This is a genomic window from Pandoraea oxalativorans (assembly GCF_000972785.3).
Classification (GTDB): domain Bacteria; phylum Pseudomonadota; class Gammaproteobacteria; order Burkholderiales; family Burkholderiaceae; genus Pandoraea; species Pandoraea oxalativorans.
Genome location: NZ_CP011518.2, coordinates 65,216 through 88,692, shown reverse-complemented (window position 1 = coordinate 88,692; position 23,477 = coordinate 65,216). Strand labels below are relative to the sequence as shown.

Sequence of the window (23,477 nt, the reverse complement as noted above, 5' to 3'; positions counted from 1 at the left end):
TGAAGCAAAGGACCGCAAAAGGACCGCCCCCGGGGCGGTACACGACGCAATGACGCGATAGCGGACACACGCGTTTGCAGCGGGTCGCTCATGCCGCGAGTCCGCCTCAGCGCCCCTCGGCGCGTCCGCCACACGACCCGTGAGCGATGGACCGGCCGGCGGGCTGCAACCGTGACACAAGCGAGCCGCCTCTGAGAAAACAATAGCGTCGCCGACTTCCCCGCTGTTAGGGGCAAGACACCGGCCGCCTGACTCGTCGTCCCGATCGGGTGCCCGGCCCGAACAGACGAACGAGGCGGCCGACCCCGTCGGGAGGCAAACGGCCACGAGGTCGGAAGTCATGATGCCGATCCACGTGCGAGCAAGACGCCGCACTCCTGTGCTTCACGCCGCTTAGCGCCGTCTGAAGGGGGCGCGCGCTGTTGCGCGCCTTCCTGCGTCTTCCGGCGCCCAATGCCATGCTGCTTGACTCTTATATGAACGCCGCCCGGCTTGCAAGGTAATATCGTTGTGACATTGGACGAGAATTTGGTTGCAGGCTTATATCCGGCGTCTGCAGGCCAGCCTGCGCGCCCTGATGGAATTCGCCAAGAACGACCTCTACTGTCTAGCGCGCTCGAAGCGCACAGCGTCAATCAGGCTTACGTTCTTGCGGACCAACCTGTCTCGCCATCACATCGTTATCGACCTTCGCAACCTGTCTGCGTGACTCGTGCTCGATACCCCTGCTTTTCAGCTAGCCCTTTGTGCTGCGTAGTCTGTCTGGTAAGTTTTGTCGTGCGCGAGTAACGACCACGCTGTTCGCGCCATCTTGTTTGCCAGCGCGACGGCAACCACATTCGTAGGCCGACGCAGGGACAGTTGCTCGCTCCAGGCGCCCTTGCTCCTGCTCTTGAACATGACCGCTCGTGCACCGTGAATCAGTAGCATGCGTATATAGCTGTCGCCGCGCTTGCTTATGCCGCCCAACCGTACCTTGCCGCCTGTACCGCTTTGCCTGGGAACCAGGCCGAGGTACGCGGCAAGCTCACGTGCGGATTTGAATGCAGCAGGATCGCCGATCGTCGCGACCAGGGCTGTCGCCGTCAATGGTCCGATACCTGGAATCGTAGCGACCCGCTGACATGCCGCCTCCTGTCGTTGCCAGGCAACGATCTGTCTCTCGAGTTTCCTGATCTCGCCGTCGATCCGCTCGATGTGCTGAAGCTGGTCGCGCAGCGCATCGAACAACGTGCCCGGAACGACCTCTTCGATTTCATGTAGTCGCTCGCGGACCTCGGCAAGGCCGGCGACGCGACCCGCTTTGAGCGTCACGCCAAATTCGTACAGCAGGCCGCGCAACTGGTTGACTTGCATGGTACGTGACTTGACTAGCAGTGAACGCATGCGATGCAGGGCCAGCGTGGCCTGCTGATCCGCTGTCTTCGGTGCTACCGAACGCATGCCGGGTTGCTGTGCTGCCGTCCAGATCGCACGAGCGTCCGTCGCATCGGTCTTGTTATTCTGGACGAACGGGCGGATGAATCTCGCATGCAGCAATACGACTTCATGACCCAGCGCTACGATCTTGCGTGCCCACCAGTGCGCACTTCCGCAGGCTTCCAAAGCCACCCGTCCGGCCGGTCGCTGGCCAAGAAATTCTATAACCTGTTGCTTCGTGAACCGCCGGTTCACAATCTCTCCCGTTTCCGTTTCGACCCAATACATCTGGAAAGCCCGCTTTGCAATGTCGAGCCCGAACGTCGTAGTATTCATGATGGTCCCTCCGTTCCTCAAGTGGTCGCGACACCTCCACTTTGGCACATTGATGCCGTTCGGTTCTGGAGGGACCCAACACTTCCAAAGTCACTTCCGTGTCCGGGGCCTGAATCCAGCGCGAAGGGAGGGCGGCGTTCATACCATCTGTCTCCCTACGTCGGGAGTCGCTCCGTGTACGAACCATCCGCGCGTCAGGCGTTTCAGATATCGCGCACAGGCCTCGTATTAGAACCGTAACCGGAGCGTGAGCGTCGCGGCGGCAAATAGAATAGCGCGGCGGCGCGCTCGCCGGCGTTGGGGGGTGGGGTGCCGGTTCGCGTCTCGCGGACGGGGCTCATTGTGCACGCTCTCGCGTGACCCGGTTCGGCCAATGCCGGGCCGGCATGGCCGGCGCGGTAATTGCATGCGTTGTTATCCGAGGCAGTCCCCCACCACTGGCAGGAGATAGATATGACTACCCGCAAAATGCAATCCAATGACCCCGGCCTGCAGGAGCTGTTGTTTCAGGCGTACGAGACCGAGCTCGGCGGAGAGCAGGTCTACACGGCAGCGTTAACGTGTGTAAAAAATACAGAGCTCGAGAAAGAATGGAACGAATACCTTGAACAGACGAAAAACCATCAGCAGGTGTTGCACGATGTGTTCTCCGCATTAGGGCTCGATCCGAATACGCGCACGCCCGGACGTGAGGTCGTCGCACACCACGGCGCGTCGCTCGTCAAGGCAATAGAACTGGCACGTCAGGCCGGCGACGAAGCGCTCGCGCAAATTACCGCTGCCGAATGTGTCGTGCTGGCGGAAACCAAGGACCACCAAAACTGGGAACTGCTCGCTACCGTGGCGCAGAAAACGGGCGGCGAACTCGGCAACGTGCTGCAAGAGGCTGTGTCTGCCGTGCAGTCCGAGGAGGCTCATCATCTGTACCACACGATGGGTTGGGCCCGGGAGCTTTGGATCGAGACGCTCGGTTATCCGGCCGTGCTGCCCCCGCCTGAAGAGAGAAAGCACGTGGAGACCGCCATCGGCGCGGCGCGCGCGCAACAGGCACGAGACGGCATGGTCCGAAGCCGACATTGAACCGGAGCGTACCCGTGGGTCGGGGCCCGGTGCGCGGGGCTCGACATTCTCATGCCCGTCGGTTTGCGCGCAACGCCGGTAGGTGGTCAAAAAACGCGGCGGGGTGACAAAAATTGCCGCCCGCTCCGTCAGATTTCGTTCGATACGCAATGAGCCTGTCCCCGCGGCTCGGGTAGCGATGCGCCGCGTTCGCGCCGTGAGCGGGCGGCGCGGTGCGCGGGCGGCGCCGGATGTCGTGTTCCGTCTCCTGGCGTATCCGCCTCCGTCAGAGCGTGGCCCGGGCGGGGCGCTCGGCACGCCGTCCACGGTACGTTTGGAAACGTTTCGCTAACTCGCCCGGGGGACCTTCCCTCTGGCCGCTGCCGGCGTTGCCTCGGTGAGGCACGCGTGATCCGCGGTGCGGGACGCCTCGCGTTCATGGGAAACGCCTTCGTTGATAAGGCTGGCTGCGGCCTTCATTGTCGCGAGGATGCGCGTCGCGTCAGCATAGAGATGCGGCACGGCGGAATGCATTACGCTTGCGTCTGGGTGCTCGCGTCCGATAGGACCTTGCCCCCCAAATAACACCCCCACACTGCCGCGCGGATTTCAGGGAAGCGGTCATCTCACGCATGGCGCGCCTCAGGAGCCGTGCGCCCCGCTGACGTCCGAGATGGGCATTTAACGCTACTTCGTCACGCCGGTCCTGTGCGGTTCTCGCGCTCGGACGGCACGCTGGCGCATGAGGCGGCGAAGTGTCGATGACGGTGTCGCCGCCCCGAGGTGATCGCAAAATTCCCGTTGCGTTCTCTCCCGTCCCGGGGCGGCGTCGCGCAACGGATTGCGTACCGATGACCACATTGGTTCGATGCCTCTGCGCATCGGGCGGCCCGAGCTTCATGTCATGACCCGGACAACGACCCGCGCCGGCGAGCGGCCGTGCCTCGACGCGCTCGCTTTCACCTTCCGGCGCCAGCGTGCTGGGCCGTGGCGTTTCGCTGCGGCCCTCTCCTGCGCGTTCGCCGTCACGCTCGGCGACGTGCTCGCGCCGCTCTTCGCGGCGCACCCGATCAACGCATGGGCACACGACGCTGCGGTCGATGGCGGCTGATGGCGGCTCTTGGCGGCTCTTGGCGGCTCTTGGCGGCTCTTGGCGGCTCTTGGCGGCTCTTGGCGGCTCTTGGCGCGGCGCGACGCGCGCGATCTGTGCGTCGAATGGCCTGGGCCTTGCCGGCACCCTACTGCGCCAAACGATGCTCGCCGCGCTCATCCACCTCACGCTGAAGAGGATGAGCGACATCGCCGGGCATGCGCTCCATCGCGTGCAACGCTTCTCGACCGACTGGCACACGGGCAGCTTCGCCGGCGAAACGGTGCGCAAGATCACGCGCGGCCCGTAGGGGCTTGGCCGGTTAAACGACTCGCTGCGGATGGCGCTCCGGGCGTGCTTTGCGATGCTTGAGGGCACCACGCCGCCGCTCGGCGTGCATGGGCCGGGGATGGGCGTGATCGTAGGCGTGGGCTCGATCATGGATGTCGGGATGACGGCCATGATGGCGTTATACCGCCTCGCGCCCGCCGCGCGCCGGGGCAAACTTCGGGACACGCGCCCGGGCGGTCCGCTCGTCGACGCGTTCACCTGCAATCCTGTCGTTAAGGCCTGCGGGGCCGAAAGCCGGAAGGAGGCGCGGCTTGAGCGCGTCATCTCGAAGTGGCGCGCAGCACACTCAGCGCCGGCCTGCCGGGCCTGATGCTTGTGGCGATGCAGGCGACGATGCTTGGTGTGGCATTGGGGCGCCGGCGCGCCAGGCCCGCGCACGTCGGTGACATCGCCTTCGCGCTGACAACCTGACCTTGCCTCGAAACGACGTACAGCGGAGACGTTGGGTCATCTGTTGAACGGAGGTCGATATGGGCGAAAAAGGCGTACCGAATCGTCGCTACACCGATGAGTTCCGGGTGCAGGCGTGTTGATGTGCAGCCGATGTTGCCCGGCCCCAAAAGGCCGCCCGTGAAGACGGCCGAAGGCCGCATGGCGGTACGGATTCAAAGCGCGGACTGATGCTCTACGCGAACGCAGTGGAGTTTGTCCGTGATGACGAACCATGCCCCGATCGCTCCTTTTGGCCCCCGGAACTCCGCGTACGCGCGGGCGTAGTTGTTCTCCCCCTGCCTGAAGAACCCCAACGTCCTCAGATCTGCCAGCTCGGCCCGCCCTGCACTTGGCTTGGGCTTCTTGCTGTCCTCGGCCTCCTTGCTTTCCTCGAGCTCATGGTATTTCTCAAGTTTTTTGGGCGTCTTCTGGCCCCCCTCACCAAGCCCCACGAGTTGCAGGCTAACGTTTTTTTTTGGCGCAAGCGCTTCGGCTAACGCGGTGTACGTCGACTGGAGCGCGAGCTTGCCCAGCGCGGTCTTTTGCGGTGTGCTGGCCAGTGCGAAGTCGGGGTCCTTCGTGCATCCGCCAGCGACGAGCAGCTGCGCGAGTTCATCGTATGTTGGGTCAGGAATATCTCGGAGATTCTCGGTCGCGCGCTTGGCGGTCTCCGTTAGCAATACCCCTAAGGTGAGAGGGGCGGCGTCAACGCCCGCGAGGCAGATCGTGACGGTCTCGGCATTCATCTCGTGGTAGACGAACTGCCCCTGGTCGGCACGATGCGCATACGTCATGAGGTCGGTAAAGAATCGCAGTGCCTTTTGCCGGGCGTCGGGGGCGTCCGGATGCAGGAGGCAAAACACCAACGCACGGGTGACCCTCGTCGCGACGGGAAGCACGTCCCTGGCCAAAATTTTCCAGAAGGTTACCTTGGGATTGAGGGCTTCGAGGCTCGTGGCCGTCCGGGCCTCCTCAAAGTCCCTGACCGTGATGGGGGTGTCCTCGCCGTCGTGGTAGATGGTGAAAACCACGTCGTCAAGTGCCCTGACGGGAGCGACATTCTCTGTCCCGACGTTGGACTGCGTGACGGGGCTTGTGACCTGGCCTAGGTGCATGGGCATGACGTGTTCTCCTGTAGCGACGGAGGGGATGAGGGGCTGGTGAGAAGCAAAACCTCGGAAGGGTCCGGTTTCGCCGGTGCAGGTCATGAGGGGGCGTCCCTATCGTCAGACCTCGAACCAGAGGGGGCCGGACGTTACGCCGGACATCTGACACAACCCGACGTTTCGGGGACATTGGCGGGCGGGCCGCCGCGCATGTCCCCGCTTTACCCCTCACCCCGACTGGCTCAAAAAAGCGGCGTCCGTGGGTCATTCTAAGAATATGACGCCAGCTAATTCTTTCGAAAACAGGCGCTGAACCTTGATTTTGCGGCGCTCACAAAACCGGTCAACTCACCGACACTGGCAAGCTGCGCATGCGCGCGTTCAGCCGCCGAGCCCTCCCGGCGGTTAAGCCCCTTGAAATCGCTACGCAACAGGCTGGTGAACCAGTGCTCGCTCGGCTGATGGGCCCCGACTCCGATCCGTACAAGGGTGTCGCGCCCGAACTGAGACTGATCGACCTCGAGCGCCTGCGTGACAGTCTTTCGGTGCCGATCGATAGGCTGCGCACAGCATTCCTGCGCACAATCCAGCGGTGCCGTTACAGCGATGTCTTTCGACATTGCCGCCGCTGCATGGCGCGCGGCTACCCCAGCGTCCCGCATCAGCGATGCAGACCAGCAGACTTGCCCTGCGCACCATCGAGCCCTGGAAACCGCGTGCCAGCGCTGCGGCCATGAGGCGCCGTACCGGCTCAGTGTTCAACTGCTTGAGGCCCCCTACCGTTGCACCTATTGCCGTGCGAGCCAGGGTAGCCACGGCCGGACGCCCTTTGCGGCGCACTGGATGAAAGCACAGCACTGCAAGGCGTTATGCGTCGGTACTTTGAACTCTACTTCGGCTGACCGAGCGCCGGCATTGACGCCCGTGAAATCTCCGCCATCGCTCAGGCGCACGGTGACACCATCCTTTCACATCCCGCAAAGCCCCACCCGGCAAGGTTCACAGAGGTGTGAGCGGTTCGGTGCGGTTAGGCTGGTCGTAAGTGGCACTTTTACTGACGAATACGTGACAGTTTTCATACGGTCTACGACAAAGGCGCGGCATAATGTCCAGCGACAATTAGAAATTCCGGTGGCGACAATTAGATCTGCCGGTTGAAGAGGGCTGGGCCGAGTTCGGTCTGGCTCTTGTTTATCGTGCAGCTTCCGCAAGGAGGCCGCATGAAGCAACCCGGAGAAATCAGATTGTTGGTGGAAGAACGACGCAAAGGAACGAGCCGGAAGTTGGCGGCGCCCAGGACCGGTATAAGCGAGCGGACGGCACGCAAATACGAACGCGCCGGCAAGTTGCCGAGCCAGATGAAGGCGCCGAGAACGCACCGTACCCGAACCAACCCTTTCCTGACGGATTGGCCGTGGGTTCAGTCCCACCCCCGGTCAACATTTGGTGAAAATCAACAGCCCACACGTCCCCGGCGGATTTTTCGTCAAAGTACGAGGACCGCTTGCCCTTGGTGGGCCTTTTCTTCGTTGAGCGGTGCGCGCAGCATTTCGAATGCCGATCAGCTGGCCGCCGGCCGCCGGCATAACGGTTGCGGCCCTGCAGTCGCCGTACGGCGACGCAAGCGCGCGGCACGAAGCTTCGTCGCCGGCCCAAACCCGTCTTCGCGCAAGCCCTACGCCCATGCGTTTGACGACCCGGGTCCGGTGGTGGGTGCCTTGCACGCGATGGGTGCCCGCAGGCCGCCGCGGGCGAGTCAAATTGCCCGGCAGGACAGGCGCGGCCGCGGAATAATCCATTCGACAGGCACCGCGAACTTGGGCCGATCGGGCACCCGTCGCTCGACGCAATCATGCACAGCACGTATGCTACGGCCAGAGCCGCTGCAGGACCGGCAACACCTTAAGGCCGCGCAAACCGCATAGGGAGAATGGCATGACCGACACCCGCTCCTCGGATGCCACAGTCAAACAAAATAACGTCAGTCACTGGAGCCGCCATCCGCTGCTTGTGGGCCTGATTGGTTTCGTGATGACGGCGATCGTTGGCACGACAATCACGTTTCTTTATAACCGGCTCAACGCGGAACGGGAACACGCCGGTGCACGTCTTGCCGCACGCCGCGCAGCAATCGTGGAAACGCACCGATGGCTGTTTGACTATCAGGGAGCGGCGGCTCACCTGGAAACGGAGATCAGAATCCAGACGCCGCCAGACGCGCTTCTGAGCGCACTTAAGCTGTATCAGGCAGCCGCCGCCCGCGCGTATGCGACGATTCCGGGGGCCGATTACATTCTGTACCAACAGGGCGGCGGACTCGGCACAGAGGCGGAAAATCGCGATGTGGCGCCGGGCCTGCAGGCCGTCGAGAAGGCGGTGACCGCCGTCGTCGATGAGCGCCTCATGCCGCTCCTCAAATACTCGGATTCATGCCTGGTGGCCCGTTATGCGGCGCGGCGTGCACAAGGAACTGCCCCGGTTTCGGACGACTGCGGCGATCTGCCGGAGTTACAAGCGACCTATCCGTACATGCCTCGCAATCTCGCCGACCGGCTGCAAGCGTATGGCGAGTGCTCCGAAGCCTTTACCTCGGTCATGATGGCCTTGGGGACCGATCCGGACGAGACCATATGGAGCAACGACTCCCGCAATCAGTCCTTCGCGGAGCGAATCAAAAAGACCCTCGACGGAATGTGCAAACCACTCGGCCCCCAAAAATAGCGCCTGACGCGGACTACGGAGGCAAGCCGTGTTCCGGCGCCGTCACCCTCCCCGCTTCCGCAACAGGCGGCCGATCTGATCGGGCCGCGACACAATTCACGCATATTTGCGCGCACGCAAAATAGCGCGACACACTGTGCGGAGTGATCCGCACCAAGGCGGACATGCGATCTTGCGACGCAATGTCCGGAATTCCCTTCCAAATTTACGTCCTCCGATTGGGCGGCGACAATTATCTTGGCCGGTCGTTGACGCGTGTTTTGGCCGGTGGCGAGGCGTCGTGGGCATCGTAAGCGTGGCCGCCGGAGACGACGCGCCACCGGCAGCGCCGGGTCGGGGCTTCAGGACGGGCTGATCGAAGCGCGAAGAAGAAGCGGCCGGCGCATGGCGGGAATCCGCATTCCCGACCCACAGGCTCATCCGTACATGAACAAGCGCCAACCGCATTCTCGGGAAGTCGCGGCCGCCAAGACCGGCATCGGCGTGCGTACGGCACGCCGCATCGAACGCGACGCCACCCTGCCCTCCCGCAAACCACGTCAGTCATGGCGGACCGGCCTGAGCCCTTCGTCGACGTAGGGGGGGGCCGAATCAAGCGTGAAGGAAGGAGAGAAGAAGATATCACGTACCCGGCGACGCACGAAGGCGGGGTGTATCGGGCGGCGATTCCGGACCTGAGACGCCGGCGCATCGTCGGGCGGTCGATGTCCGCACGCAGGGATGCGACGCCCGTGTGCACGGCGCACCGAACCTGCTGGATCGGCGTTTCGACGGCGGGCGGCCCGATCGCGCCCGGGTCAGCGATATCACGTTTGTCAGATCACGTTGGTCAGATCACGTTGGTCAGATCGTGTTTGTCAGGACTGGCGAAGGCCGGCTGTATCCGGCGGCGATTCTCGATCCGGCGAACCCTCGGGTCGTGGGCGGGCCAATGTCCGAACGTTTTGACGCCAACCTGGTCAGTCAGGCATTGCGCAGCGCGTGGTGGCACCGCAAACCGGCCCCGGGCCTGCTGCCACATTCCGACAGAGCGGTGCAGTATACCGGAAGCCGGCAGCCGGATTTAGGGCGACAATCTCCATGAGGCGTCGCGCCAATGCGGGGGACAACGCCCGATGGAGAGCTTCCGCAAGCCCCTGAAAGTCGAGAGAATCCATCGGGTTCGCTACGCAACGCGAGCGCAGGCTCGCCGGGATATCGTCGACCGGATCGAAGGCTATTACAATCGACGACGCAGCACACCTCAATCGACTTTCGCTCCCCTGTCGACGACGAGGCTACGTGGGTCGCTGCATGACTGGCGGTACGTGAAAAGGAGGCGGGGTCACAACGTCGGCCGCCTCGGCGGCGTGATGGTGCATAGCGATCGCGGCGTGCGGGGCGAATTCAACCGGTCGTCGCAGCACCTCTGATTGAGGAGGTGCTTATGGGACAACGCGCCGATGGCGAGCGTCTTCGAGACGCTGAAAGTCGAGCAGACGTCGCGACGCCGCGACGAAACACGAGCCCGAGCAAGACGGGATGGGAGGGACCGGATCGAAGGCTTTTACAATCGCCGACGCATCCATTTATCGATCGGGTACCCCCGCCGTGTGATGACGAAACGAGGCTTCCGGCGGCGTGAGTTGCCGTGCGTGAAAACGAGGCAAGCGCACGGTAACGCAAGAAAAGCTTAACGCAGTGTCCGGAATGGGTTGACCACGACAGTTGACCACGACAAACCACCTGAAAATATCGAACGTTCTTATGCCTGCCGGTCTTCCGCTCCCCCCCGTCCCGATTCGCAGCTATTCGTGCGAGCCTCTCTTGTCCGCCGAATGCCTTCAAGCCATCTCGGACCTGCAAGACGACCGCGAATTTAACTTCGATGATCCGAAGGCGGTTGAGCGCGCGTATCAGAGCATCGTCCAAATGGGAGTGACGAGTCGCATCTGGGATTCGGCCTTTCACGGCGGTGGCCTAACCAAGTTTATGAACGTCTTTGGTACCCTCGTCCTGCGCTCACTCGCCGAAAAAAAAAATCAGACTACGCTCTGGATTCCGGGCATCCAGGAGGACGCCGTAAAAAGTCTGGTTGGACTCCTCTCGGAGACGGCGAAAAACGCGCTGCTAAGCACCGTTGAGCAAAACTTGGAAGACACCGGGTTTTCAAAATACTTCACGGCTCAAGACAGGTGGTGTCTTGCCGGCCACCTATATTACGAAAAAAGTGTGGCCGAGGGGCTCTTGGCGGGCCGCGAGCTGCAGACCGCGGAAGCCTACGCGTGCGCGGCGCGCGCCTACCAGCAGGCGGGGTGTCACAGCCTGGCGGCAAAAGCCTTCCGGATGGCCGCGGCAACTTACGCCCTGGCGGGTGATGACGCGCGGGCCGCAGACGCCTACGCGTTCGCCGCAGACGCCTACGTGAAGGCCGCAGAAGCGTACGCCAAGACGAATGATTATAAGCAGGCCGCGGAAGCCTACGAGATGGCTGCGCAAATCTATGCGCGGATCGGCGAGGACGCGTTGGCCGCAAGCGTCTACGAACGGGCCGGGCAAGCGTACCGGTGGGCTGAACTGCCGGGGGCGGCCGCAGGCGCCTATGAGACGGCTGCGGGCATTTATTTGCACAACGGTGATTACGGGTCGGCCGCAAAAGCGTACGAAGCGGCCGCCGAAACCTACATGGGGGCGGGTAAATGCGACAAAGCGGCGAAAGCCTATGAGACGCTCGCGGACACCTTCATGCGGGCCGGTCAGTACAAGGAGGCGGCAAAAGCCTACATGACGGCGGCGCGAGCCTACCGACGGACCGGTCGGCACACGGAGGCCGCAAAAGCCTACATGGCCGCCGCGCGAGCCTACCGACAAACTGATCAGTACGATGCGGCTGTAGACGCCTGCCGGATGGCCGCGGAAATCTACACGGAGCGGGGTCGGTATCAACTGGCCGCACAAGCCCACGAGCTGGCCGCACAAATCTTCTTGGCAACCGCAAAAGCCTACACGGAGGAGGGTCGGCTGGCGCCGGCCATACGCGCCTACGAGCTGGCCGAAGAAGCCAACAAGCGGGCCGCGCCGGCTTACGAATCGGCCGCACAAGCCGAAATAAACGATGCTTCGCTAAGGGGTCAACTGCTCGAGCAAGCTGAAGCGGCCAACGTCCGGGTGGGCTGGATCCGCGCCATGATCGCATTTGAAAAACAAGCTCCCCAAGCCGAGATGATCGCAGACATCAACGCTCTTATCGACCAGTGTCTGCCCAACCTTCCTGACGGCGACCGCTTCAGCGTTGGCGCGTATACGTTTCGCATGGATGACGGCGAGGACTTCGTGTCCTCCGATAAATTCCATCCGCGCACGCGCGACGAGTGGTGCGCGATGAACCGAGAGGACGGCATGTATGACATCATCCTGGCGTCCACTGCGGCCGCGCTGATCCCCACCAAGCGGCCCCACCTGCGAAGCGCCTTCGTCGAAGGGGATGTGCTCCGGGGCCAGGCCTTCCTGGATCTTCTGCGCGCCGCGCTCCTGAAGCTTCCGCGCACCGCGAAAAACGCCCCGGGGTCCGATGACCATCATCGAAGCCAGATGAATGATCAGCGACCGACGAACTCATCTTCTGTGGTGAGCGGAAGCCCCGAGACAGGGTCCACTTAAAAAAAGGGAACACCTATCGGGGACAAGCATGTGGAGACGACCCCGTTTAACGGAATGGATTACACCTTCTCGTCACGGTGAACCACATCATGACAGACGGTGCACAATGTGATCAGGTTCTCCTCGTCATTCTTTCCGCCATGTGCATGCTGAACCTTATGGTGAAGTTCCAGATGTCGGGGGTCGGCCTTGTTCCATTCGGACGGAGTCCATCCGCAATGAAGACATGTATAGCCATCGCGCCGCAAAACAGCGCGCCTGACATCGTCGGGAATTCTCCGATCGTGCGGGGGCGCTTGATGCAGATCCTCAAGGATATAGGTGCCGATGGGGAGCTCCGGTCTTCCCATATTCCGGGTCGCGACAGCCCACCCCTCTTCTGTCCTCAATTCTCTTACGCGCCGCGCCCACTCGGTCTTGTCGTTTGCAACATAGCGAAGCTCCTCGCCGGTGACGGGTTTCCCGACATTCGCCTTCAAAAACTCCAGAATCTTGTCCTGTACAGAGGCTTTCGTTTTTCGAATATCGTTGGCCGTGTTCCACCGAAACGCCGCGTCTCGATCCTGCCGCTCGTCAAGCAGCATGTAATCGTTCGTGTCCAATTTGCCGGCAGCGAGATCCTCCGGCTTGAGCTCGCCTTGTTCGAGCATTTCCTTAATCGCTACGCCTGACGCAATGCTCCAGCCGTGCTCTACGCGCAACTCGCGGACACGTCGCGCCCATTCGCCGATACCGGAGATGACCATGAGTTCATCGCCCGCAATCATCTGACGCGGATACTTGGTCAAATACAACAGGATCCGATCTCGTGCGCTGGGCGCGGCTTCGTCGAGGATCAGTGAGCTGCCCAGATCGCGGAGCCCGTGGTGAGCGGGTACGAGCGCGACGACCTTGCCGCGGAGGTCATCTCTTTTTAGCTCAGCCTCAAAATTTGTGAGAAGAACGATAAGCGCCTTGCGGAGCGATTCGGGGTCCTTCCGTTGAGAGCGTCGTACCATATTCTTTGTATCGTCTATTTGCTTGATCGACGCCTGCACTCGCGCAACACATTCTGCGAGATTACGCTGGAGCTCATGCTGCCAAAACCGAAGTACGCGCCAACCGTTCGCCCCCAGGATCGTGGTGACGGTACTGTCCCGTGCCACGTTCTTGTGGATTTTGTCACGCCAAAACCGCGCATTCGTTTTCGGTATCCGCCCATGCTCCGGACACCCGTGCCAGTAGCATCCGTCAACGAATACGGCAAGTTTGTGACCGGTGAAGACGATATCCGGCTTGCCCGGCAATTTTACATTTAGCCGGTAGCGCAACCCCGCCGACCATAACGCTTTACGGAAGGTAAGCTCAATATCCGTATTGCTGTTCCTGACACGGCTCATGCAACGCTTTCGCTGCGCCGGTGTCAGGACGTCGGCCACGGCTTACGCCGCCTCGATCATCAGATTGGCGGACAGTGCTTTCAGCGCCACCTTGGCAATCGCTGCCGCCAACGGCGGGGGGACGGCGTTTCCAATCTGGCGAGCGATTTCGACTTTGGAGCCGCGAAACGGAAAATCGTCCGGAAAACCCATGATGCGAGCCGCCTCGCGATGCGTAATCGGGCGGTGTTTTTCGGGATGCAAATAACGGCCCTTCTCGGGCTTAAAAAACTCGGTCCTAATCGTGACACTCGGTCTGTCCCACCACAGTCGACCGAACAAATCGGTGCCGCCGGAGGTCTTTCGGATCCAGCAGGCGGGCGTGATCTCCGGTGCATTGCGCTGCAGATCAAACCTGTTGCCCCCTATCGGCACAGCGCGATAGCGAGCGAGGCTGACTTCCGTCGGGCTTCTACCGAAATGGAGGTTCAGTGGCGGCCGGCAGTCCCGAATTTCGACGCCTTCCGGATCCGGCAACTCACCGATGACCTCGCGTACCACGCGCCAACGGGGCAAACCGTTCGCTCCGTCCTTCGAGTGGGTTTGCTGGGGAAGTGTCGGGGCTTCGGTTTCGCCGCGCTTCCATCCGATGACGATCGCTCGCTTTCTGGTCTGGGCCGCGCCGTAGTCGGCAGCATTCACAACGTCGTAAATCAGGCTAAAGCCCATTTTTTGGGCACGTTTTGCGATATCGTCAAACTCGCCGGAACGTAGCAATTCGGGGACGTTCTCCATGACGAACATTTTCGCGCCGCTCAGAGCGACGACATCCATATACGGCTCCCACAGCGCACGCCGCCCGTCGCCTTGCCGATTCTTATTTAAGAGACTAAACCCTTGACACGGGGGGCCGCCGATGACAATGTCAGCCTGCGGCACGTCGGGATCGGACTCCAGCCACGTTTCGATGTTTCCCACCACGCCCGGGGCGGCGTAAGCCGCTTTATGGGTGTCCATGGCGGCCGAGTCATTATCGACGGATAAAACGCATTCAAACCCTCCGCAGAATCGTTCATCGGTGAAACCGAGCGTCATACCGCCCGCTCCGGAGAACAGATCTATGAGGCGAAGTTTGTCTTGTCGCATATGTCGTTGCTTCGTCTTAGGCGTTTTCATTGGCAGTTCTGTCGCCGAAACCGGCATATGGGTGCGGCCATGGCGTGGACTCGTCACTGATGCCGGTCTTCCACGGTGTCCGACTTAAAAAAATCAAGCTCCCGCTCGGGGTCTCCGCCAAACCGACCTTCCTTTCCCGCCCCACGCGGCTTTTTTCGAGCGATCTCGATCCGGGCCACTACGCTCCGATAATCCACACCTTTATCGGCCATTTCGCCCATCAGGGCGGCAATCACCGCCAGATGGGAAGGAACCTCGTCCTTCTTCGCGCAGTTGCTCAGCGACACACAATTCATCTTGATCAAGTCCGCGAAGCCCTTAACGGTCAGCCCCGCCTTCCCAACATGCCGTAAGAATTCCGTATAGGTCATCGCCGCGCACCGTGCTCTCGGGCACGGATGGTATGTATATACATTAAAATGTTACACTAACTCATTAAATTATGTGTGGCACGAGAACAAAAATTCCACAGAACACGACGCGGGTGTCAACAATCCGCGAGACGTCACAGCCGAGCGGGCGCACCCGAGCCCTGTCAATCGGTGACGCGATACCGTGGATCCGGAAGCCCCTCGCGAAAACGGCGTACCTTTCGGTCGACGCCCGCAGCGTCGTCACGGGACACGCCATCCTCGCCCACGCATTTTGACGCGCCCCCATCCAGAACCGTCCTGAGTACGCTCGTGCCTGTGCCTGTCGGGCCGTGTCCCCCGATGCTGGCGGATTCAAGCCAAGGATCGAGCAGCGCAAAAGCGGGCTTCGACGTTTCAGACTGACCGGCAAGTCATCATCGCCGTGCATGAGAAACCGCTCTTCGACCCCCTGTGCCTGGAACGTGGCCCCGCGTTCGAGGGCGACGGATTGATCACCGTAGAGCCGGGGCGCACGGCCAATGGCGAGTCGGAGGCGAACGCCGTGGTCACCGATGGGAAGCAGGATCTGGCGATGGCGGCGTAGACGTTCGTGCTCGTGCTCGTGCTCGTGCTCGTGCTCGTGTTCGTGCTCGCGTTCGTGCTCGCTCTAGCTGGCCCTTGGCCCGGAACGGCCGGGTTGCCGGAACGAGGTCTGCGTCCACGATGCGACCGCCTCGGCTTAACCGTCGAACGACCGGTCTCAGCCGGTTTGGCGAAGGATCGCTCCCGCGCGGCACTGACTCATGCGTGTGGCACCGATATGTCAGCGCGCGGTCCGTGCGACCGGCTTGACGCGATCCGCAAGCGACGTTCGACGGCACACTCCTTGGCTGTCGGGTGACAAGTCGAAACGGCCATTCCCCCTTAACGTTCGTCGGCTGACGGTGGGTATTCGCGGCAGTCTCGGTAATGACCTGCCCGGTCATTATTGCGACAGCGGGCGTTGCTAACTTAGGGAGATTGTCGAAGCCTCTGCATGAATCCCCGCGTCTCAAAAAGCATGAGACGGCGTTGGGGTCACGTGGGCGAATTCACGCCCTTGAGCCAGGAGCACCGCGAGCGGTTTGCGAAAGCGCGGCGCGCGCAGCCAATGGCGTTCGCGTGTGAAGTGCTGCCGGATGGGCCCGACGCTCGACAGGCGGGTTTGCGGGCGCGCCGGGTCGCGAAAGCCGCGCCTGCGCCGCTCGCGCTCCCGCGTAGGCGGATGGCGGTTCTCCGCGCGGTTATTGAGCCGGGCCGCGGCTTTGACGAACACAGCCTTCACATTGGCCGGCGCCGGGAGCTCGGCTTTGGCCGCCGCATCGCCGCACCGTGGGACGGTCACGAGCTTGTGCGGCCGGGTTTGAGCGCGGCACGCGCTTGAAGAAGCGCTTGGCGGCCGCCTTGTCGCGCCGCTTCTGCAGCAGGAGCTCGAGTTCCGCGCCATTCGCGTCGACGGCGCGCCACGGCGGGTGCTGCAAGTACGGCTCACCGCGCAGGCTGCGCCCTACCCGCTCACGCCCCTCGCGTCGCGGTGCCACCTGCCACCGGGCTTGCGGCGTGCGGCGTGCCGCTTGGGCCCGGTGGGCAAAGCCCGCGCCAAACGTGTCGCACCGCGGCGGATCGTCGCGTCGCGGACGAACACCCCGCGCTCGAACCGCAACGCGTCGATCTCGCGCAGGCTGAGCGGAACGCGGAAGCCCCGACGCCGGCGTTCGGGGCGTTCGGGGCATTCGGTGGCCGTGATAGCTCGATGTCGTTTTTCTCATCGCTTTATCCTCTGCCCCCTCACCGCCAACGTGACAGTGCCGTCCGGCGGGCGCCGCCGCCAATGCCAACGTGCGTGTTGCCGGAGCCGTTTACGAAAGGTTGTGCCGAAATGCGGATGCGGTGCACGGCTGACGGGGGTAACGATGGGGTTCCCCATGATCTCTGCAAGGAACGTTCTAATGGCGCGCTTGCCCCCCATCACCCTTCGCGGCTACGCGCGTACCCCGCTCCTGTCGTCCCGACGACGCGGCGTCCTCGCTGCCGCGCTGACCGCTCGCAGCTTCGACAGCGAGCAGGCCATGCACGACGCCCGCGTGAGAATCACCCGCATGGGGCCGCTGTCGTCCTTCATCGACTGCGTCTTTCACAAAGGTGAGAAAGCCCGGTCCCTGCATGCCCTCGTCACCCTCTATTTTTACAAATGCGCCGAGGAGATCGGCGCGAATCCTGCGTTAATTCGGGCCGACCGGGACGCCGCACGCAAGACGCTGGCCACATGTCTGTCGCCCACCGCCCAAGACGCGCTACGGCAAAGCTTTGATGTGGGCGTGGGGGAGAACGACTTTGAAAAGTACATCACGCTTGAGGACCGGCACGGCATGGTCGGCGACATGTTTATGAACGAATGGCGGGACCAGCGGTTCGTTGCGCAGATGGAACAGGATCAAGTTTTGCGCGATCTCGCCGGCGCAACACTCACACAAATTTACAGGTGGACCGAAGCCACCGACACGGCGGCCGACGAAGCGTTCCGGCTCGGGGAAGCGGCCTACAGACGGGCGAATCTGCCCGGCAACGCCCAGGCCGCCTGCGTGGATGCAGCCGCGGACGCCAGAGCGGCCGCCGAGGCCTACGCGAAGGAGAATTTGCATGAGCGGGCCGCCGGCGCCTGGCGCCGGGTCGTACATGCCCACATGAGGGCGCAGCAAATCGTGGAGGCCGCGGACGCCTCCCGTTCGGCGGCGAAGGCCCTGCGCCGAGTGGCCCTCGCCCACTTGAAGGCGGGACGGCGCCAGGCCGCCAAAGAGGCTTTCAAGCGCATCAGACAAGACTTCGAGCGGGCCGTGCAAGCCTACACGACGGCGGGCGTGGCGGCGCAGGCCCAACTTGCGGCCCGGGAGGCCGAGGCCGCCGCCTACCTGGAGAAGCTGGCGGGCTATCCGGCCGCACTCGCCTTCGAGCGGGCCGCACGCGAGTATCGGCAATTGGGCATGGCCGGCGACGCGGCCCAAGCGGACGAGATGGCGGCGGCATGCTATGTCCTGCTCGGGGAATACGAGCGTGCCGCAAAAGCCTACGCGCGGGCGGGTAAGGGCGAGAAGGCTGCAAAAAACTGGGCACGTGCCGCCCACGGCTACGCCATGCAGGAGGGGATGCACGAACAGGCCGAGAACGCCTTCGAGATGGCCGCCCTCGGGTTTGAGGCGATTCGGCAGCATGAGCAGGCCGTCTTGGCATGGGTGCATGCGGGTCGAGCCGACGAGGCCATAAAAGTCTACGTGCGGGCGGGCATGGGCGAACTGGCCGCCTATGAGCGGGCGGCCCGCGCCTGCCTGCAAATCGGGGAGCACGTGCAGGCCGGCAAAATCTGGGCCGAGCTCGCCGACCTTTACCTGGGGCGCGCGCTGTTCGCGGAAGCGGCAACCGGCTACGAGCATGTCGCCGGCGCCTACCTGGCGGAGCACAAGCCCACGCGCGCCGCCGATGCCTTGCTGATCGCTGCGGCGCTTTTTATCAAAGCGGCCGAGCATGCCGTGGATGCGCGCCGGGCGGCGCAATGGCGCGAGCGGGCCGCGCAAGACTTCGAGTCGGCCGCCGAGCTCTACACGACGGCGGGTGAGAGTGCCACGGATGTGCACGAGGCGGCGCAATGGCACGAGCGGGCCGCACAAGCCTTCCGGCAGGCGGGGCTGCTTATGCGCGCCGTGCACGCCTACATGCGCGCCGGCTTGACGGAGCAGGCCGCCTACGCGCGGATCGGCGACGCCCATATGCAAGAGCGGCGGTACGCGCCGGCTGTCGACGCCTGACGGCGCGCGGGGCTGCCCGAACCGACGCAGCGCGCGTTGGCCCGGGCAATCGCGGTGAGGGGCATGGGCCGTCCCGCCCCCGTCCCGCCCCCCCGCCGCCATGCGGTTCGGTAATGCCCACGGTGCGGCTCGGGTGCCCGCTCGGGTGGCCCCTTGCCGCCGCCGACGCGGAGCGATTAAACCGAACGGTGCGCGACCCAAGGCGCCCACCCTACGACGGGGACGACCGTGCGCACGTGCGGCGCTTCGCCCCCGAATGGAGGCGGCAACACCATCACGAGCGTCGTGACCGGGCCTTGGCGGCACGGGGGTGCCGAAGCCGCGGCTCACGGCCGCGGCGGGGTCGTTGCGTCCGCCCCGCGTAACAGCGGGAGAAATACCGTCAGCCATCGCTTGGCTCGGGCGAATCCGCGTGCCGGGTGTCGCTCACCGCCGGGGGGCCTGAAGAGGTGAGCCGGTGTCCCTGCACGGGGGGACCGACGCGGCGCCTGCGGGCGCAGCCGTCGCCCTGCGCGGGCGGCGCACGGCCGGGCGCGCCGGGAGCGGTCGCCGCCTGCCCCGCGACGGGTCGGTTTTTGCCGAAACCTTAAATGAAGGGTCGCATAGCTTTAACTATGCGACCCTTCATTTTTTTCGACAAAATAGGTATATTCTCAGTGTCGCTCAGCCCGAGCCCCGCCCCGTCAGGGGTGGCGCGCGCGCCGGACGACGCGACGCCGGCCGCCGACGCAAGCCGCCGACGCAAGCCGCCGACGGCCGCCTGCCACAGCCCGGCACGCGCCGCCCGATGGCCCCACCGCCCGTTTTTGAGGACACAGGATGCCCCGCCCCCCCGAGGTTCAGGACGTTGTGTTTCGCGACACGCCCGCGCCGCCGGCGAGCGCGCCGGGGGCCGCCCCCCGCCGACGGCTGCGCGAGGCGCGGCGTACCCCGGCGCCGGAGCGGCGGATCGGCCTGCAACATTTGGCGTTTTTCCGGGGCTACCTGGAGGGGCTGGCCCTGACCGAGCTGGCCGACCGGTACCTGGAGTTCGGCCGTGACGCCCGCAAAGCGGCCGGCACGCGCGCCTGGCTCGTCACCGCGTTCGTCGCGGCCGCGCGCAAACGCCAAGACTTCGCCACCGCGCGGCTGCTCGCGCTCCGCCCGGCGGTGCTGGCCGCGACAGCATCGGCGTCGGGCTGCGCGGCCCCCGCCGCCGCCGCGCAGCCCTCATTGGAGGACTTCGCGGCCGATCACGATCCGCACGGCTTCTATACCGAGAAGGAGTTGCTCGCGCTGTTCCACGAGCGGTTCGCGACGCAGGGCGGCGACGCGGCCGCGACGCTGCGCCGTCAGCAGCGCAACGCGCGCCTGCGCGCCAAGCAAATGGCCGCGCTCGAGGCGCTCTCGCGCTTGCTGGTGGAGGATCCGAAGCGCGAGCACCATGTGCTCGGCTGGTTCGACACGGCGGTGGCGCTGCGTCTCACCGACGTGGGCATTGCCACGATCGGCCAGTTGGTCGAGACGATCAACGCGGGGGGCTACCGCTGGTACCGCCATGTGCCGCGCCTGGGCGAGATTGGCGCACGCCGCATCACGGCCTGGCTCGAGCACTATCGCGACGTGCCGGGCCTCGCGCTCACGCAGCGGGCGGTGACCCATCCGTCCGCGCACGCGGCCGGCGTGCCGCAGCTCACGCGCGAGGCCGCCACCGGTATCGTCCCCTTGGAGTTTTTGCGCCCTCCCCGGGCGCTCGACGGCGCCGACGGCGCCAACCGCAACCGCGTCAAGAACAACAGCGGCGCGCACCACGACCTGCAGGCGATCCACTTCTGGCTGGCCGACTACGAAAACGCGAACACCCGGGCGAAGTACCACACGGAGGCCGAACGCCTGCTGCTGTGGGCCATCTTTGCCAAGGGCAAGGCACTCTCGAGCCTCGATATCAACGATGCGCGCGACTACATCAATGTCTTTTTGGTCAATCCGCAGCCCACGGAGCGCTGGGTGATGCACCGCGCGGTGCCGCGCCACGCGCCGGCATGGCGGCCGTTTCGTGGGCCGTTGGCGCTCAAGAGTCGGCAGGATGCGCTCGGTGCCTTGAAGAAGTGCTTTGGCGATCTGGTGAACGCGCAGTACCTGGATCACAACGCGTTTGCCAAGGTCAAGGTGTTCCTCGGCACGAGCACCGATGAGGCCGGCCACGCGCGACGCGTCGCGGCCCGGCCGCGCATCAAGGCCGAGCACGCGCTCACCCATGAGGCTTGGGCATTTGTCATGCGGGTGCTCGACACCTTGCCCGATTCGGCCGCCGCCGCCCGGATGCGCTTCATCTTGATCTTGGCCTACAGCACCGGCCTGCGCCGCGCCGAGCTCGCGGGCGCCTTTACCGACGACATTGGCGAGCGCTACGCGGGCGTCGAGCTCGGGCGCATTCCTCTACTACGCGTGGTCGGTAAAGGTGCCAAGGAGCGCTTCATTCCGCTGGTGCCCACGGTGCTGGCCGCGCTCGGGGACTACCTCGCCTCGCGCGGCTTGCCGCGTGATCCGCTCGCCTGCCCGGCCAGCACGCCCCTGATCCCGGCGCTACCCGATAAGCGCGATATCGGTCGCGTGCGACGCGAAGCGGGCGCGGCGGGCGGCGACGCGGCCGCCGCCCTGGCCCGGCTCGCCCGGCAGGCCAAACCGATCCATCCCGACCAGTTATACAAAGCGATCAAGCGCTTCTTCGCGACGGCCGCGACCTTGGCGCAACGAGAGCACGCCCCGTATGCACAGGCCTTAGCACAGGTCAGTCCCCACTGGCTGCGCCACACCTTTGTCTCGCATGCGCTGGCGCAGGGTATGAGTCTGGAGAGTGCGCGCAACTTCGCCGGCCACGAGTCACTCGATACCACCTCGATCTACGCGACGGCCGAGATTGCGCGGCAATTCCGGGAAGCCGAGGCCTTCCTGAAGGCCGTCGGCGGGGCGCGCGACGCAGCGCGCTACTAAGCGCGGTTAACAAAACCGGTCAACGAGGCGAGTCCAGATAACGGCGCGAGCGAGGAAAAGCAAAGCGAGAGGAGCGTGAATAGATCGCGCGACGCGGATGCGCAACTTGCCCAAGCCCAGCAAGCCAGGCACACATGCATACGCTCGACGACCCACCGATGTTGCCAAGGCGGTCGTTCTTCTCGATGCCTCGACGAGCAACCCGGGCAATGATGCCCCGCTTGTGTAAGGGCTGTCGTCAACAGGCAAAGTCATGGCCCTTGACTGCGTGCAGTTGTCAGGACGGCAACGGGGGCGGCCACTGAGGCCCGGCACACGCTCGGTATCGCGTCAACGAGCGCCTCGAACACCATCGAGTCGTGGCGATTGGCTCCCGTGACCGGCGGCGCCAGGCGCACGCCTCGCTTGTCGACAATCAAGTGACGCTTGCCGCCGAGTTTGCCTCGATTTGTGGGGTTCGGCCGCGTCTGTTTTCCCACCAAAAGCTCGATACGCAGGCGTCATCCAGCGCTAGGGCCGCCCCAGCCGATCCGCTCATGCTCGCGCAGGCGCTTGAGCAAGGCCGGATGCCATCGCTCCCACACGCCGTTGGATTGCCAATTTCGCAAGCGGCGCCAACATGTCATGCGACTGCCCAAGCCGGGCTCCTGCGGCAACGCTTCCCCTGAATTCCTGTGGGCAGGACAAACAGGAAATTAACAAATTCCTGCTGTACGTGAATCGGGGCAGGGTCCAGCGCTGACGCCCTCTCGCAAACAGGCACTGATCGACGAGTTGCGTGATCGGTATCGGGCAAGCCTGACCGAAGTGTGCGCGTTATTTCGCATGTCGAGGTCACTGTACGGATACCAATCGGTGGCTCGGGACTCGTCGGCATTGCTTGCGCGCATCAAAGAGATTGCCTAGATTCGCGTGCATTACGACTATCGCCGTGTTCACGTGATGTTGCAGCGCCAAGGCTGGCAGGACAACCACAAACGGGTCTATCGGCTCTATCGGGCCGAGGGTTTATCGCTGCGGCATACGCGGCCGAAGCGAAACAAGTCAGCGCGGTTGCGCCAGCCCAAAAGCATCGTCACGGCCATCAATGAGATATGGAGCATAGACTTCGTCACCGACGCATTGTTTGACGGCAGACGCTTACGTGCTCTGACAGTGGTCGACAACTGCACGCGGGAGAGCTTGGCCATCGATGCCGGGCAGAGCTTGAAGGGAGAGGACGTCGTGCGAGTCCTGACGATGATTGTGGCTGAGCGCGGCGTGCCGCAGACGATCAAAGTCGATAACGGTAGCGAATTTATCTCGAAGGCGATGGACCGGTGGGCTTACGAACACGGCGTCGTCGAACTCGATTTCAGTCGACCGGGAACACCGACCGACAACGCCAAGGTCGAGCGCTTCAACGGGCGCTTCCGACAGGAGTAGCTGAACGAGCATTGGTTCTTGTCGCTGGACGACGCCCGAGGCAAAATCGCCGCTTGGCGACAGTACTATAACGAGAGCCGTCCCCACGCCGCATTACAGTGACAGACCCCCGCCGGATTCGCCCGTCGGGCGCGGCAGCGCGCCTTGACGGACGAAACCCCGAAGCCGAAAATTTCTACTTCTGATCGGTACTAATTCGG

At 63.6% G+C, this 23,477-nt stretch carries 16 protein-coding genes and 4 pseudogenes; 12 read left to right on the top strand and 8 right to left on the bottom strand.

Translation table 11 applies throughout. The features are described 5' to 3' along the window. Nucleotides 1–732: 732 nt before the first annotated feature. Nucleotides 733–1,755 (bottom strand): IS110 family RNA-guided transposase, encoded by a 1,023-nt coding sequence (locus MB84_RS25185; RefSeq protein ID WP_052654366.1) that lies wholly within the window; start codon nucleotides 1,753–1,755, stop codon nucleotides 733–735. 453 nt (nucleotides 1,756–2,208) lie between these two features. On the opposite strand from MB84_RS25185, the gene MB84_RS25180 reads away from it, so the two are divergent. The 4 genes from MB84_RS25180 (at nucleotide 2,209) to MB84_RS25165 (ending at nucleotide 4,565) form a co-directional block, all read left to right on the top strand. Beyond that, on the top strand, nucleotides 2,209–2,835 hold the full coding sequence (locus MB84_RS25180) for a hypothetical protein (protein ID WP_052654364.1): 627 nt from the start codon (nucleotides 2,209–2,211) through the stop codon (nucleotides 2,833–2,835). An 883-nt stretch (nucleotides 2,836–3,718) separates the two neighbouring features. Beyond that, nucleotides 3,719–3,925, top strand: coding sequence for a hypothetical protein (locus MB84_RS30160; protein WP_169835077.1), 207 nt, complete (start codon nucleotides 3,719–3,721; stop codon nucleotides 3,923–3,925). A gap of 142 nt (nucleotides 3,926–4,067) precedes the next feature. Further along, nucleotides 4,068–4,214 (top strand): hypothetical protein, encoded by a 147-nt coding sequence (locus tag MB84_RS30155; protein ID WP_157122955.1) that lies wholly within the window; start codon nucleotides 4,068–4,070, stop codon nucleotides 4,212–4,214. Nucleotides 4,215–4,268: 54 nt separating this feature from the next. Continuing rightward, on the top strand, nucleotides 4,269–4,565 hold the full coding sequence (locus MB84_RS25165; RefSeq protein ID WP_052654358.1) for a hypothetical protein: 297 nt from the start codon (nucleotides 4,269–4,271) through the stop codon (nucleotides 4,563–4,565). Nucleotides 4,566–4,860: 295 nt separating this feature from the next. Here the strand turns inward: MB84_RS25165 and MB84_RS25160 are convergent, their stop codons facing one another. Continuing rightward, a complete protein-coding gene (locus MB84_RS25160; protein WP_052654356.1) occupies nucleotides 4,861–5,808 on the bottom strand; it encodes a hypothetical protein in 948 nt (315 codons plus the stop codon). A gap of 272 nt (nucleotides 5,809–6,080) precedes the next feature. Then, nucleotides 6,081–6,413 (bottom strand): hypothetical protein, encoded by a 333-nt coding sequence (locus MB84_RS25155; RefSeq protein ID WP_157122953.1) that lies wholly within the window; start codon nucleotides 6,411–6,413, stop codon nucleotides 6,081–6,083. 1,315 nt (nucleotides 6,414–7,728) lie between these two features. Between MB84_RS25155 and MB84_RS25150 the strand changes: the two genes are divergently transcribed. From MB84_RS25150 to MB84_RS25140, 4 genes and pseudogenes are all read left to right on the top strand, one after another. Next, a complete protein-coding gene (locus tag MB84_RS25150) occupies nucleotides 7,729–8,514 on the top strand; it encodes a hypothetical protein (protein WP_052654352.1) in 786 nt (261 codons plus the stop codon). Nucleotides 8,515–8,898: 384 nt separating this feature from the next. Beyond that, on the top strand, nucleotides 8,899–9,093 hold the full coding sequence (locus MB84_RS30150; RefSeq protein WP_211279399.1) for a hypothetical protein: 195 nt from the start codon (nucleotides 8,899–8,901) through the stop codon (nucleotides 9,091–9,093). Between the two features lie 103 nt (nucleotides 9,094–9,196). Beyond that, nucleotides 9,197–9,811 (top strand): annotated as a pseudogene (locus MB84_RS31150) (IS3 family transposase); the annotation flags it as partial. A gap of 509 nt (nucleotides 9,812–10,320) precedes the next feature. Further along, a complete protein-coding gene (locus MB84_RS25140) occupies nucleotides 10,321–12,153 on the top strand; it encodes a tetratricopeptide repeat protein (protein ID WP_169835076.1) in 1,833 nt (610 codons plus the stop codon). Between the two features lie 59 nt (nucleotides 12,154–12,212). Here the strand turns inward: MB84_RS25140 and vsr are convergent, their stop codons facing one another. The 3 genes from vsr to MB84_RS25125 all read right to left on the bottom strand — a co-directional run bounded on the left by vsr (nucleotide 12,213) and on the right by MB84_RS25125 (nucleotide 15,058). Further along, nucleotides 12,213–13,571: a DNA mismatch endonuclease Vsr gene (gene vsr / locus MB84_RS31640; RefSeq protein WP_342672667.1), complete on the bottom strand. Its 1,359-nt coding sequence runs from the start codon at nucleotides 13,569–13,571 to the stop codon at nucleotides 12,213–12,215. Between the two features lie 3 nt (nucleotides 13,572–13,574). Continuing rightward, complete coding sequence (locus MB84_RS25130) at nucleotides 13,575–14,606, bottom strand: DNA cytosine methyltransferase (protein WP_245725609.1); 1,032 nt, start codon at nucleotides 14,604–14,606, stop codon at nucleotides 13,575–13,577. A gap of 134 nt (nucleotides 14,607–14,740) precedes the next feature. Then, nucleotides 14,741–15,058 (bottom strand): hypothetical protein, encoded by a 318-nt coding sequence (locus MB84_RS25125; RefSeq protein WP_052654347.1) that lies wholly within the window; start codon nucleotides 15,056–15,058, stop codon nucleotides 14,741–14,743. Between the two features lie 424 nt (nucleotides 15,059–15,482). Here MB84_RS25125 and MB84_RS30145 point away from each other — a divergent pair, with 424 nt between their 5' ends. Beyond that, nucleotides 15,483–15,644, top strand: coding sequence for a hypothetical protein (locus MB84_RS30145; protein ID WP_157122949.1), 162 nt, complete (start codon nucleotides 15,483–15,485; stop codon nucleotides 15,642–15,644). 447 nt (nucleotides 15,645–16,091) lie between these two features. Here MB84_RS30145 and MB84_RS29275 read toward each other — a convergent pair. Next, a pseudogene (locus MB84_RS29275) lies at nucleotides 16,092–16,848 on the bottom strand (DDE-type integrase/transposase/recombinase). A 180-nt stretch (nucleotides 16,849–17,028) separates the two neighbouring features. On the opposite strand from MB84_RS29275, the gene MB84_RS25110 reads away from it, so the two are divergent. After that, a complete protein-coding gene (locus tag MB84_RS25110) occupies nucleotides 17,029–18,879 on the top strand; it encodes a soluble NSF attachment family protein (protein WP_157122947.1) in 1,851 nt (616 codons plus the stop codon). A gap of 819 nt (nucleotides 18,880–19,698) precedes the next feature. After that, nucleotides 19,699–21,852: a phage integrase family protein gene (locus MB84_RS25105; protein ID WP_052654340.1), complete on the top strand. Its 2,154-nt coding sequence runs from the start codon at nucleotides 19,699–19,701 to the stop codon at nucleotides 21,850–21,852. 6 nt (nucleotides 21,853–21,858) lie between these two features. Here MB84_RS25105 and MB84_RS31135 read toward each other — a convergent pair. Next, nucleotides 21,859–22,648: pseudogene (locus MB84_RS31135) on the bottom strand (IS5 family transposase). Between MB84_RS31135 and MB84_RS30135 the strand changes: the two are divergent. Beyond that, a pseudogene (locus tag MB84_RS30135) lies at nucleotides 22,588–23,472 on the top strand (IS3 family transposase); the annotation flags it as partial. The pseudogenes MB84_RS31135 and MB84_RS30135 overlap by 61 nt on opposite strands. Between the last annotated feature and the right edge of the window lie 5 nt (nucleotides 23,473–23,477).

What these genes read in the sequence shown, in the direction of transcription:
- MB84_RS25125 (WP_052654347.1), bottom strand. Translation starts at nt 15,058, where the DNA reads ATGACCTATACGGAATTCTTACGGCATGTTGGGAAGGCGGGGCTGACC.
- MB84_RS25150 (WP_052654352.1), top strand. Translation starts at nt 7,729, where the DNA reads ATGACCGACACCCGCTCCTCGGATGCCACAGTCAAACAAAATAACGTC.
- MB84_RS25185 (WP_052654366.1), bottom strand. Translation starts at nt 1,755, where the DNA reads ATGAATACTACGACGTTCGGGCTCGACATTGCAAAGCGGGCTTTCCAG.
- MB84_RS25180 (WP_052654364.1), top strand. Translation starts at nt 2,209, where the DNA reads ATGACTACCCGCAAAATGCAATCCAATGACCCCGGCCTGCAGGAGCTG.
- MB84_RS30150 (WP_211279399.1), top strand. Translation starts at nt 8,899, where the DNA reads ATGGCGGGAATCCGCATTCCCGACCCACAGGCTCATCCGTACATGAAC.
- MB84_RS25155 (WP_157122953.1), bottom strand. Translation starts at nt 6,413, where the DNA reads ATGTCGAAAGACATCGCTGTAACGGCACCGCTGGATTGTGCGCAGGAA.
- MB84_RS25160 (WP_052654356.1), bottom strand. Translation starts at nt 5,808, where the DNA reads ATGCCCATGCACCTAGGCCAGGTCACAAGCCCCGTCACGCAGTCCAAC.
- MB84_RS25130 (WP_245725609.1), bottom strand. Translation starts at nt 14,606, where the DNA reads ATGACGCTCGGTTTCACCGATGAACGATTCTGCGGAGGGTTTGAATGC.
- MB84_RS25165 (WP_052654358.1), top strand. Translation starts at nt 4,269, where the DNA reads ATGCTTGAGGGCACCACGCCGCCGCTCGGCGTGCATGGGCCGGGGATG.
- MB84_RS30160 (WP_169835077.1), top strand. Translation starts at nt 3,719, where the DNA reads ATGACCCGGACAACGACCCGCGCCGGCGAGCGGCCGTGCCTCGACGCG.
- MB84_RS25105 (WP_052654340.1), top strand. Translation starts at nt 19,699, where the DNA reads ATGCCCCGCCCCCCCGAGGTTCAGGACGTTGTGTTTCGCGACACGCCC.
- MB84_RS30155 (WP_157122955.1), top strand. Translation starts at nt 4,068, where the DNA reads ATGCTCGCCGCGCTCATCCACCTCACGCTGAAGAGGATGAGCGACATC.
- MB84_RS25110 (WP_157122947.1), top strand. Translation starts at nt 17,029, where the DNA reads ATGGCGCGCTTGCCCCCCATCACCCTTCGCGGCTACGCGCGTACCCCG.